This is a genomic window from Komagataeibacter swingsii, from assembly GCF_003207895.1.
Lineage (GTDB): Bacteria > Pseudomonadota > Alphaproteobacteria > Acetobacterales > Acetobacteraceae > Komagataeibacter > Komagataeibacter swingsii.
Map to the genome: position 1 here is coordinate 14,426 of NZ_NKUB01000011.1, position 12,086 is coordinate 26,511.

A 12,086-nucleotide genomic window follows, 5' to 3' on the forward strand; every position below is an offset into this window, starting at 1 on the left:
GGGGTACACACACCCCCAAAGGCGGCAAGAAAGGCCGGTTTCCCGCGCCCTGCGACCGGGGCGGAAGCGTACCCCCGGCCATGGCGGTCAGGGGTACACGGTTCAGATGATGATGTCCGGCGGGCTTTGCTTGGTCAGCCTGTCATACTGCAACAGGGTGGTCAGCAGGTCCTCCATGCATTCCAGCGGCAGCATGGTCGCGCCATCGCTGGGCGCGGTGTCGGGGTCGGGGTGGGTTTCAATGAACACCCCCGCGACCCCGATGGCCAGCGCCGCGCGGGCCAGTATGGGCGCGAACACCCGCTGCCCGCCCGATGCCGACCCCAGCCCGCCGGGCTGCTGCACCGAATGGGTGGCGTCATAGATTACGGGGTAGCCCGTTCCCGCCATGATCGGCAGGGCGCGCATGTCATTGACCAGCGTGTTGTAGCCAAACGACGTGCCGCGTTCGCACAGCATGATGCGCTCATTGCCGGTGGAGGCGACCTTGGCCGCGACATTGGCCATGTCCCACGGAGCCAGGAACTGCCCCTTCTTGATGTTGATGGCCGCCCCCGTCTGCCCCGCCGCCAGCAAAAGGTCGGTCTGGCGGCACAGGAAGGCCGGGATCTGGAGCACGTCGGCCACTTCCGCCACCGGGGCGCACTGGTCGGGCTGGTGCACGTCGGTCAGCACCGGCACGGCGAAACGCGCGCGCACCTGCGACAGGATATCCAGCCCCTGCGCCATGCCCACGCCGCGCGCGCCGTTGATGGAGGTGCGGTTGGCCTTGTCGAACGAGCTTTTGTAGATCAGCCCGATGCCCAGTTTCGTCGCAATCCCGTGCAGCGCGTCGGCCACCTCGTTGGCCTGTTGCAGGGATTCGATCTGGCACGGCCCGGCGATCAGCACGAAAGGGGCTTCGTTGCTGAGCGTAAGGCCGCCGATGGCGACGGCGTGGTGGTCGGTCACCGCTTTGCTCCCTTGTCCGCCGCCTTGGCGACGGCGGCCTTGATGAAGCCGGAGAACAGCGGATGCGGGTCAAACGGCTTGGAAATCAGTTCGGGGTGGTACTGCACCGCGATGAACCACGGGTGGTCGGGGTATTCCACCACTTCGGGCAGGATGCCGTCGGGCGACATGCCCGAAAAGCGCAGGCCGGTCTTTTCCAACTGCTCGCGGTAGTGGTTGTTGACCTCGTAGCGGTGGCGGTGGCGTTCGCGGATGTCGGTGCGGCCATAGGTCTGCGCCGCGCGCGAGCCTTCGGCCAGCTTCGCGGGATAGGCGCCAAGGCGCATGGTGCCGCCCATCTCGCCGCCTTCGCGCCGGCGCAGCAGTTCGTTGCCGCGCGCCCATTCGGTCATGAGGCCCACCAGCGGCTGGTCGGTCGGGCCGAATTCGGTCGAGGACGCATCCCTGATGCCCGCAAGGTTGCGCGCGCATTCGATCACCGCCATCTGCATGCCAAAGCAGATGCCCATGAAGGGGATGTTGTTCTCACGCGCGTATTTCACCGCGCGGATCTTGCCTTCCGACCCGCGTTCGCCAAACCCGCCGGGCACCAGGATCGCGTCGCTGCGGGCAAGGGTGTTCACCGCGTCATCCGATTTCTCGAAATCCTCGGCTTCGACCCAGTTCAGGCGCACGCGCGCGCGGTTGGCGATGCCGCCGTGCTGCAGGGCCTCGATCAGCGACTTGTAGCTGTCCAGCAGGGCGGTGTACTTGCCCACCACCGTCACCACCACCTCGCGGTCGGGGTGGCGCACGGCGTCCACGATCTTTTCCCACCGCGACAGGTCGGGGTCCGGCGTCGTGGGCAGGCCGAAATGGTGCAGCACCTCGGTGTCCATGCCTTCGGCATGGTAGGAAATGGGGCAGGCATAGATCGTGTCCACGTCGCGCGCGGCGATCACCGCCTGCGGGCGCACGTTGCAGAAGCTCGCGATCTTGCGGCGTTCGTTTTCGGGTATTTCCCGGTCCGACCGGCAGACCAGCATCTGCGGCTGGATGCCGACATTCTGCAGTTCCTTGACGGAATGCTGCGTGGGCTTGGTCTTCAGCTCACCCGCCGCCGCGATCCATGGCAGCAGGGTGAGGTGGATGAACATGGTCTGGTCCGGGCCAAGGTCGTTGCGCAACTGCCGGATGGATTCAAGGAAGGGCAGGCTTTCGATATCGCCCACCGTGCCGCCGATCTCGACCAGGACGAAATCCAGGTCCTCGGTATCCGCCACGATCGTTTCCTTGATCGAGTCGGTGATGTGGGGAATGACCTGCACGGTCGCCCCCAGGTAGTCGCCGCGCCGTTCGCGCGCGATCACGCCGGAATAGATCTGCCCCGTCGTGGCATTGTCCGCCCGGGTGGCGTGCACACCCGTAAAGCGTTCGTAATGGCCAAGGTCGAGATCCGTTTCAGCCCCGTCATCGGTCACGAAGACCTCGCCGTGCTGGTAGGGACTCATCGTCCCCGGATCGACATTCAGGTAGGGGTCAAGCTTGCGCAACCGGACCCGATAGCCACGGGCCTGGAGCAGGGCAGCAAGGGCAGCCGAAGCAATGCCTTTGCCGAGGGAGGACACCACGCCGCCGGTGATGAATACAAACCGCGTCATGGATGGCCTTTCTACACAGCTTGCGCCCGCGCTGCAAAGGCTACGATGCGCCACGGGCCGAAAAAATGGAAAACGCCCCGGCACCGGGTGCGGGGGCGTTGGCCATGCCTGCGGAAAACCGCCGGATATCAGCCAGATATCAGGGTGTCGTGGCGGGCGTGGCCGCGGCTGGCGGCTGGGCCAGGATATCATGCCCCGCGCCGGTCGAGGCCCCGCGGTTCATGACCGCAAGCGTCAGCGACAGCACCATGAACACCGTGCCCAGCACGGCGGTCGAGCGCGTGAGCAGCGTTGCCGTACCGCGCCCGGACATGAAGGAACCCATGCCCTGCGACCCGCCGATTCCAAGGCCGCCGCCCTCGCTGCGCTGGATCAGGATGGTCCCGATCAGCGCGATGGTGACGAACAGGTGCAGTAGAAGAAGAACTGTGATCATGCGTCTTTCCAGTAGATCCCCGCCCGCCGCGCGGCAATCACGAGGCGCGGGCGGCGCGGACAAGCGGCACGAAGGCGTCGGCCTTCAGGCTGGCATTGCCCACCAGCGCCCCGTCCACGTGTTCGACAGGCAGGATATCGGTGACATTGCGTGCGTTAACGGACCCACCATAAAGGATTTGGATCGTTTTGCCAGCATCACCGAACTGCCGCACCAGTTCGGCGCGGATGAAGGCGGCCATGTCGGCGATATCCTGCTGGGACGCGGCCTGCCCCGTGCCGATGGCCCAGATGGGTTCGTAGGCCACGATCCCCCTGAATCCCTGCGGCAGCGAGCCTTCAAGCTGCCAGCCCACGGTGGCCTGCGAATCCCCGGCGGAACGCTGGTCGTCGTTTTCGCCCACGCACACGATGGGGGTCAGGCCCGCCGCCATGGCCGCGACCGTCTTTTCACGCACGGTCTCGTCCAGCTCATGGTGTTCGGCCCGGCGTTCGGAATGGCCAAGGATGACGTATTCCACCCCAAGGTCGGCCAGCATGGGGGCGGAAATGTCGCCGGTATGCGCCCCGGATTTGTCCTTGTGGCAGTCCTGCGCGCCCAGTTTCATGCCGGCCTGCCTCACCTTCGGCGCAAGGCGGGCCAGTTGCGTGAACGGCGGGCAGACCACGACATCGGCCCGGGGGGACAGCGTGGCCAGTTCCGCCGCCAGCCCGTCCACCAGCGCGTCGGCATCCGCGCACAGGCCGTTCATCTTCCAGTTGCCGACAATTATCTGCTTCATGTTTCCACTCCTGCGCCATGCCGTGACGCGCCGCCTGCGCGGCGTGCGGCATGGCTGTCATGGGGGTGCAGCCTACACCATGGCGCGACCCCGGTTGCAACCCGCATGCGCCGCATCGCGGGCGTGCGTGCATCCTTGTGCTGGTCAAACCGCTGGCGTGACCGTATGGTGCCCGACCGGAAAACAGGGCGCCCGCATGGGGGCGCATGGTGCGCACGCCCTGTTCCATCCGGCTTTGTCTTGGTGCTGGCGCAGGGTTTTTCATGCTATCTTTTCTGTATCGCGTGTTTGTCGATTCATGGGTGGGCCGCATCGTCGCCGGGCTGTTTTTCCTGGCCTTCATCGGCTTTGGCGTGGGCGACGTGCTGATGAACATCGGCACCGAACGCGCCGATGTCGTGGCCCGCGTGGGCGACCGCCCCATACTGGTGCAGTCGTACCAGAACGCGTTGCAGTCCGAAATGCCGCAGGTGGCGCAGTCCATGCACCTGTCCGACCCGTCGCAGATACCGGCCGCCACGCGCGAACAGATCGCCCAGCAGGTGTTGACCCGCCTTGTGCTGCAGGCCGAAATTGCCGAAGCGGCCGACCGCCACGGCCTGATCGTGCCCGATTCCGTGGTGCGGGACGAAATCTTCTCCATCCCCGCGTTCAGGGGGCGTGACGGGCAGTTCGACCGCGCGCTGTTCAATGACCGCCTGCGCCGCACCGGCATGTCCGAAGGGCGGCTGGTTGAGCTGGTGCGCCAGGAACAGGCGTCGCGCGTGCTGTTGCAGCCGATTCGCGATGGCGCCACCGTGCCCGCCGTGATGGCCCGCCGCCTGTTCGATTTCGAGGCCCAGACCCGCACCATCGACCTCGTGCGCGTGCCGTTCGACAGCCAGCCGGTTACAGCCACCCCCACGGCCGCCCAGCTTGCGCGCTACCACGCCAACCACCCGTGGGAATTCGTGGCCCCCGAATTCCGCCATGCCCGCATTGTCGTGCTGTCGGCGGACACCATCGGCCGCCAGATCGCCATTTCGGATGATGACCTGCACAAGGCGTATGACGCGCAGGCCCAGACCTTCAACGCGCCCGAACGCCGCGACGTGCAGATCGTGACCGTGCCGACCGAGGCGCGCGCCACCGCGCTGCGCGCGCAGTGGACGGACGCCAGCGCATGGGCGCAGGTGCAAAAGGACGCGGGCAAGGACGCCGCCGCCGTCGAACTGCCGGGCATGAAGGTCACCGACGTGCCATCCGCCGACCTGGGCCGGCAGGTTTTCGCAGCCCCCGCCAACGCGACGCAGGGGCCGGTCAAGAGCGAGGGCGGCTGGGTCGTCTTTCGCGTAACCGGCATCACCCCCGCCCACGCCACCCCGTTTGATGAGGTACGCCAGGCGTTGCATGACCAGATCGCCCATGCCCGCGCGCAGGCGGTGCTGGCCGACCGGGTGCAGAAGGTGCAGGACGCCATTGCCGGTGGCGGGCTGGATTCCATCCCGGCCGACCTGGGCGCCACCGCCGTGTCGGGCGACGTGGACGCATCGGGTCTTACGCATGATGGCGCGCCCGCCCCGATCCCGGGCAGTGACGCGGTGCGGCAGGCGGTCGTGGCCCGCATCTTTTCACAGGCGAAGGGGGCGAACCCCGAACTGGTGCAGGGGCCGGATGGCGTATGGTACGCGGTATCGGTTGATGGCGTGACCCCGGGCCATGCCCTGACGCTGGCTGAGGCCGGGGCGCGCGTGAACGCCGCATGGCTGGCCGATGCCCGCCGCCACATGGCCGACCAGCAGGCCACCACGTATTACACGCAGGCGCAGGCGCAGGGCGGCCTGGGCCATGTCAGCCCCGCCATTGCCGGGCTGGAACACAGCCAGCCGATTTCGCCCATGCAGCCCGCGCCGGAAATCCCGCGTGAGGTCGCGGCCCTGATCTTCCGCCTGACCCAGCCGGGGCAGGGCGTGATGACCGAGGCGGGTGACATGTACGTGGTCGCGACGCTGACCGCCATCAACCACCCCGACCCCGCCACGCAGAAGACCCTGTACGACCGCGTGCGCGCGGGCCTGACCCAGTCGATGGGCGATGACCTTGAAATGGGCTACGGCAACGCGCTGGAAGGCGTGGTCAAGCCAAAGCCGAACAATGCCGCCATCCGCGCGGTCATGGCGGACGTAACAGGCAGCCAGAACACGGGAACAGCACAGTGACAGCAGACGCCCCACGCCCCTCCTTTCGGACCGCTGATGCCGCCCAGCGCGCGACGGCCCTGGCCGACCTGCGCGCGGGCCGGGGCGCCGTGGCGTGGCGGGTGGAGCCTGCGGACCTGCTGACGCCGGTGGCGGCCTTCCTGCGGCTGTCGCGCCTTGCGCGCAGCCATGGCGGCGGCAATGGCGGGCATAACGCCTTCCTGCTGGAAAGTGTCGAGGGCGGCACGTCGCGCGGGCGGTATTCGGTCATCGGCCTGCTGCCCGACCTGATCTGGCGCTGCCATGACGGGCGGGCCAGCGTGTGTACCGACCCTTCGGCCCCCACCCATGTTTTCGTGCCCGAGGCCGATGCGCCGCTGGTGTCCCTGCGCCGCATCCTGCACGCAAGCCGCATGGACCTGCCCGAAGGGCTGCCGCCCATGACCGGCGGCGTATTCGGCTACCTTGGCTACGACATGATCCGGCAGGTCGAGCACCTGCCCGACATGCCGATTGATGACCTCGACCTGCCCGAAGGCATCATGATCCGGCCCGGCCTGTTCGCGATATTCGATACGGTGCGCGACGAACTGCTGCTGGCCGCCCCCCTGCGCCCCACGCCGGGCCAGACGGCCGAAGCCGTGTGGGACGCGGCGCAGGACCGCCTGCAACAGGCCCGCGCGGCCCTGTCCACCCCGGTCGAGCTGCCCGACGGGCCAGCGGGCGCGATCGCGGCCCCCGTGCCGCAATCCACCATGACGCGGGCGGAATTCTGCGCCATGGTGCGCAGGCTGCAGGACTACATCGCGGCGGGCGACGCCTTCCAGATCGTGCCCAGCCAGCGTTTCAGCGCGGCCTTCAGCCTGCCGCCATTCGCGCTGTACCGCGCGCTGCGGCGCATCAACCCCGCGCCCTTCCTGTTCTACCTTGACCTTGACGGGTTCAGCCTTGTGGGGTCCTCGCCCGAGATCCTGGTGCGCCTGCGCGAGGGCACCATGACCGTGCGCCCGCTGGCTGGCACCCGCCCGCGTGGCCGCACGACGGAGGAGGATCTGGCGCTGGAGGCCGAACTGCTGGCCGACCCCAAGGAACGCGCCGAGCACCTGATGCTGATCGACCTTGGCCGCAACGACGTGGGAAAGGTGTGTGAACTGGGTTCGGTCAGGGTGACGGAGCAATTCGTGATCGAACGCTTCAGCCATGTCATGCATATCTCGTCAAACGTGGAAGGCACGCTGCGCCCTGACCTTGAGGCGCTGGACGCGCTGATGTCGGGCTTCCCCGCGGGCACGCTGACGGGCGCGCCCAAGATCCGCGCCATGGAAATAATCGATGAGGTCGAACCCACCCGGCGCGCCACCTATGCCGGGTGCATCGGCTATTTCGGCCCCGATGGCGACATGGATACCTGCATCGGCCTGCGCATGGCGGTGGTCAAGGACGGGCGGATGTACGTGCAGGCGGGCTGCGGCGTCGTGGCCGACAGCGTGCCCGACGCGGAATACGAGGAAACCCGCCAGAAGGCCCGCGCCCTGTTCCGCGCGGCGGAGGAAGCGGTGCGTTTTGCCAGCGGCGACGACGCATAAGGCATTTTGATGGCGGGCGCGCGCATGATAAGGATGGGGGGAGACACGCCGGGCCGGACCTTGAGGGTTTGACCCGGCCCAGCGGAAAAGCCATGATACGCCCATGATCCTCCTGATCGACAATTATGACAGCTTCACCTTCAACCTCGTCCACTACCTGGGGGACCTGGGGGAAAAGTGTGATGTCTATCGCAATGACGCGATCAGCGTGGATGACGCGCTGGCGCTCAGGCCGGAGGCGATCGTCATCTCCCCCGGCCCGTGTTCGCCCAACGAAGCCGGGATCTGCTGCGACCTGATCGCGGCGGCGGCGGGCCGGGTGCCGGTTTTTGGCGTCTGCCTTGGCCACCAGGCGATCGGCCAGGTCTTTGGCGGGAAAGTCGTGCGCGCGCCCGTGCCGATGCATGGCAAGGTCTCGCCGGTGTACCATGACGGGACCGATATCTTCGCCGGCCTGCCCGACCCGTTCAGCGCCACCCGCTACCACAGCCTGACGATCGACCCCGACAGCCTGCCCGATACGCTGGTGGCGACCGCGCATACATCCGATGGCGTCATCATGGGCCTGCGCCACGCCAGCCTGCCGATCTTTGGCGTGCAGTTCCACCCCGAAAGCATCGCATCGGAATACGGCCACGAGATCATGGGCAATTTCCTGTCCATCGCACGCGGCTCCAACACACCGCGCAAGGCCGCCTGAACGGTAATGGCCAGCAGCAGGGACAGCGCCTCGGCCGCCAGCACCACGTTCCGCAATATCATGGGGCGTGTCGCGGGCGGCGAAGTCGTGGCGCCTGAACAGGTCAAGGGGGCGCTGGACGCCATCAGGGCGGGAATGGTGGACGAAATTCCCGCCATCGCCTTCCTGACCGGGCTGTACATGCACGGCCGCATCCTGTCCGACCCGGTGGAACTGGAGGCCGAACTGCGCCATCGCGCGCCCGCGACCACCACCATGACGCCGGAATTCCGCGAAATACTGGACTGGACGCTGGCGGGCCACGCGCTGGATGCGGACAGGGCGCAGGCGGCCTTTGACCAGATCATGGACGGGCTGGTGCCAGATGGCGCGCTGGCGGCCTTCCTGACCGCGCTGCACATGCGCGGCGAGAGCGTGACCGAACTGGAGGCCGCCGTGCGCGCCATGCGCGCGCGCATGGTGGCGGTGCCCGGCATGCCGCCGGGGGCGATTGACGTATGCGGCACCGGGGGCGACGGCCTGGGCACGCTGAACGTGTCCACCGCCGTGGCGTTCGTGCTGGCCGCGCTGGGGGTGCCGGTGGTCAAGCATGGCAACCGCGCGCTGTCCTCGCGCTCGGGGGCGACGGACGTGCTGCTGGAACTGGGGGTGCCGCTGCCGGCGCGGCACGGGCCGATCGGCAGCATGGTGGCGCAGCATAAGCTGGCCTTCCTTGCCGCCACAAATCACCATCCCGCCATGCGGCATGTCGGCGCGGTGCGCCGGGCGCTGGGCTTTCGCACCATTTTCAACCTGCTTGGCCCGCTATGTAACCCGGCGGGGGTGACGCGGCAGATGGTGGGCGTGTTTTCCCCCCACTGGCTGGACCCCATGGTCCGGACATTGCAGGCGACCGGGTCGGCGCGGGTATGGGCCATATGCGGGGATTGCGGCGATGGGCGCTACATTGACGAACTGACGTTGGCCGGTCCCAACCATGCCACCCTCCTCGAAGGCGGGCAGGTCACGTCCGTGGTCGTGGATGCGGGGCAGGCGGGGCTTGCGCCCGCGCCGATTTCGGCCATCGCCGGTGGCGCGCCCGCGCATAACGCCGCCGCCCTGCGCGCGCTGGCGCGCGGCGCGCGCGGGGCCTATCGTGATACCGTGCTGCTGAACGCCGCGGTGGCGTTGCACGTGGCGGGGCGGGGCGACAGTATTATCCGGGGCGGCGCGATCGATTACGCCGCCCTGCGCGCGCATGTCGGCCTTGCGGCCGATGCGCTTGATAAGGGTGCGGTCTTGGCCGTGCTGGAGGCTGTCCGGAATTTCCGGGCGGACATGCCAAACAGAGTAACAGGGTAGAAAATGAACGACACGCCAATGACCTCCCCCCAGACAGGCAGTGTCCAGCCCGTGGATGTGGACAGCATTCCCGATGTTCTGGAACGTATCTGTGCACGGACCCGGGTGGACGTGGCGCAGCGTGCCAAGGTCATCCCGCTGAAGGAAATCACGGCGCGCGCGCGCGAAGTGACCACGCCGCCGCGCGGCTTCGGGCAGGCGCTGAAGCAGAAGACCGCCGACCACCAGATCGGGCTGATCGCGGAAATCAAGAAGGCGTCGCCATCCGCCGGCATCCTGCGCCCCGATTACGAACCGACCGTGATCGCGCAGGAATATGAAAAGGCGGGGGCGGCGTGCATTTCGGTCCTGACGGAAGGGTCGTGCTTCCACGGCAGCGCGGAAGACCTGACCCGCGTGCGCGAGGCGTGCAAGCTGCCGCTGCTGCGCAAGGACTTCATCATCGACCCGTGGCAGGTGCATGAAAGCCGCCTGATCGGGGCGGACTGCATCCTGCTGATCATGGCCATCCTGACCGATGCGGAAGCGGCCGAACTGCTGGACATCGCGCGCGGGCTGGACATGGACGTGCTGGTGGAAGTGCATGACGAGGGCGAGCTGAACCGCGCCCTGGCGCTTGATACCTCGCTGATCGGCATCAACAACCGCAACCTGAAAACGTTGCAGACGGATATCGAGACCACCTGCCGCCTGGCCCCGCTGGTGCCGCCCGACCGGATCATCGTGTCCGAAAGCGGCATCCGCACCCATGCCGACGTGGTGAAGCTGAACGCCGTGGGCGCGTCGGGCTTCCTGGTGGGGGAAAGCCTGCTGCGGCATGAGGACGTGGGAGCCGCCGTGCACGAACTGCTGGGCACCGCGCCGGACGCGCCGGCCGACAGCGCCGCGCCATGACGGGCGGGCGCCTGTCACACCTTGATGCGGCGGGGCATGCGGTCATGGTCGATGTCTCGGCCAAGCCCGACACGCGGCGCGAGGCCGTGGCGCATGGCCATATCAGGATGCGGCCCGCGACACTGGCCATGATCCTGTCGGGCGCGATGCCAAAGGGCGACGTGCTGGCCACCGCGCGGATCGCGGGCATCATGGCGGCGAAGAAAACGTCGGACCTGATCCCGCTATGCCACCCGCTGGCCATCGCATCGGTCAGGGTGGACCTGGCGCCCGACGCGGCGGGCGAGGGGATCGAGATCACCGCCCGCGTGCGCACAACCGGGCCGACCGGGGTGGAGATGGAGGCCCTGACCGCCGCCTCCGTCGCGGCGCTGACGCTGTATGACATGTGCAAGGCCGTGGAACGTGACATGGAAATCGGTCAGATACACGTGATCCATAAATCCGGCGGGGCGTCGGGCGCTTATGACCGTGCCGCCACGTCATGACGGCATGCCGGCCACGGTACCGGCCCGATTGCCATGCCCGCGCAGGCGTGGCGCAGGAAACATGAACCTGAGGACGTTTGATGAGTAACGAGACAGATCCTGGCCTGTCCGGTGGCCATAACAGCCGGACCATGACCGAGGCCGACCTGAAGGAAGCCTATTACCAGATGGTCCTGATCCGCCGGTTCGAGGAGCGCGCGGGCCAGCTTTATGGCATGGGGCTGATCGGCGGTTTCTGCCACCTGTATATCGGGCAGGAAGCCGTCGTGGTCGGGGTCCAGATGGAGCTGAAGCAGGGGGACAAGATCATCACCTCCTACCGTGACCACGGGCAGATGCTGGCCGCCGGCATGGACCCGCGCGGGGTGATGGCGGAACTGACCGGGCGCGAGGGCGGCTATTCCCACGGCAAGGGGGGGTCGATGCACATGTTCTCCTCCGAAAAGCATTTCTATGGCGGGCACGGCATCGTCGGCGCGCAGGTCTCGCTGGGCATCGGGCTGGCCTTCGCCAACAAGTATCGCGGCACGGATGAAGTCTCGGTCACGTATTATGGCGAGGGCGCATCGAACCAGGGCCAGGTTTACGAAAGCTTCAACCTTGCGGCACTCCACAAGCTGCCCTGCCTGTTCGTGCTGGAAAACAACCGCTACGGCATGGGCACCAGCGTTGAACGCGCCTCCGCCTCCAAGGCGTTGTGGCGCAATGGGGAACCGTGGGGCATCCCGGGCATGTATGTCGATGGCATGGATGTCGAGGCCGTGCGGGCGGCTGCGGCCGAAGCCGTGGCGCATTGCCGCGCGGGCAAGGGGCCGGTGCTGATGGAGGTCGATACCTACCGCTACCGTGGCCATTCCATGTCCGACCCCGCGAAATACCGCCAGCGTTCGGAAGTGGACGAAATCCGCAAGAACCATGACCCCATCGACCGCGTGCGCCGCGAACTGCTGGAACGCGGGGTTGCCGAAAGCGACCTGAAGGCGATGGATGACAAGGTCAAGGCGGTCGTGCTTGACGCGGCGGAGTTTGCCCAGACCAGTCCCGAGCCTGACCCCTCGGAACTGTGGACGGACATCCTGGTAGGAAGCTGAA

At 67.1% G+C, this 12,086-nt stretch carries 11 protein-coding genes; 7 read left to right on the plus strand and 4 right to left on the minus strand.

Translation table 11 applies throughout. The annotated features are described in order from the left end of the window. Positions 1-102 precede the first annotated feature (102 nt). The 4 genes from kdsA to tpiA form a co-directional block, all read right to left on the minus strand. A complete protein-coding gene (kdsA, locus tag CFR76_RS09725; protein WP_110556964.1) occupies positions 103-951 on the minus strand; it encodes a 3-deoxy-8-phosphooctulonate synthase in 849 nt (282 codons plus the stop codon). Next, positions 948-2,591, minus strand: a complete 1,644-nt coding sequence (locus CFR76_RS09730) for a CTP synthase (RefSeq protein ID WP_110556965.1) — start codon at positions 2,589-2,591, stop codon at positions 948-950. The genes kdsA and CFR76_RS09730 overlap by 4 nt, the downstream gene beginning before the upstream one ends. A gap of 139 nt (positions 2,592-2,730) precedes the next feature. Beyond that, complete coding sequence (secG, locus tag CFR76_RS09735) at positions 2,731-3,027, minus strand: preprotein translocase subunit SecG (RefSeq protein ID WP_110556966.1); 297 nt, start codon at positions 3,025-3,027, stop codon at positions 2,731-2,733. A gap of 37 nt (positions 3,028-3,064) precedes the next feature. Further along, the gene (tpiA, locus tag CFR76_RS09740; RefSeq protein WP_110556967.1) at positions 3,065-3,808 is read right to left on the minus strand and encodes a triose-phosphate isomerase; all 744 of its coding nucleotides are present in this window, start codon (positions 3,806-3,808) and stop codon (positions 3,065-3,067) included. Between the two features lie 206 nt (positions 3,809-4,014). On the opposite strand from tpiA, the gene CFR76_RS09745 reads away from it, so the two are divergent. The 7 genes from CFR76_RS09745 to pdhA all read left to right on the plus strand — a co-directional run bounded on the left by CFR76_RS09745 (position 4,015) and on the right by pdhA (position 12,085). Further along, positions 4,015-6,006 (plus strand): peptidylprolyl isomerase, encoded by a 1,992-nt coding sequence (locus CFR76_RS09745; RefSeq protein WP_110556968.1) that lies wholly within the window; start codon positions 4,015-4,017, stop codon positions 6,004-6,006. Beyond that, a complete protein-coding gene (gene trpE, locus CFR76_RS09750; RefSeq protein ID WP_110556969.1) occupies positions 6,003-7,571 on the plus strand; it encodes an anthranilate synthase component I in 1,569 nt (522 codons plus the stop codon). The genes CFR76_RS09745 and trpE overlap by 4 nt, the downstream gene beginning before the upstream one ends. 103 nt (positions 7,572-7,674) lie before the next feature. Further along, positions 7,675-8,271, plus strand: a complete 597-nt coding sequence (locus tag CFR76_RS09755; protein WP_110556970.1) for an anthranilate synthase component II — start codon at positions 7,675-7,677, stop codon at positions 8,269-8,271. Positions 8,272-8,277: 6 nt separating this feature from the next. Further along, positions 8,278-9,612, plus strand: coding sequence for an anthranilate phosphoribosyltransferase (gene trpD, locus CFR76_RS09760; protein ID WP_110556971.1), 1,335 nt, complete (start codon positions 8,278-8,280; stop codon positions 9,610-9,612). A 3-nt stretch (positions 9,613-9,615) separates the two neighbouring features. Beyond that, the gene (trpC, locus tag CFR76_RS09765; RefSeq protein WP_408884367.1) at positions 9,616-10,506 is read left to right on the plus strand and encodes an indole-3-glycerol phosphate synthase TrpC; all 891 of its coding nucleotides are present in this window, start codon (positions 9,616-9,618) and stop codon (positions 10,504-10,506) included. Next, positions 10,503-10,994 carry a cyclic pyranopterin monophosphate synthase MoaC gene (gene moaC, locus CFR76_RS09770; RefSeq protein WP_110556973.1) on the plus strand — a complete coding sequence of 164 codons (492 nt, stop codon included), beginning with the start codon at positions 10,503-10,505 and terminating at the stop codon, positions 10,992-10,994. Before trpC ends, moaC begins: the two co-directional genes overlap by 4 nt. Before the next feature lie 131 nt (positions 10,995-11,125). Further along, positions 11,126-12,085: a pyruvate dehydrogenase (acetyl-transferring) E1 component subunit alpha gene (gene pdhA, locus CFR76_RS09775; protein ID WP_244191879.1), complete on the plus strand. Its 960-nt coding sequence runs from the start codon at positions 11,126-11,128 to the stop codon at positions 12,083-12,085. The last annotated feature ends 1 nt before the right edge of the window (position 12,086 follow it).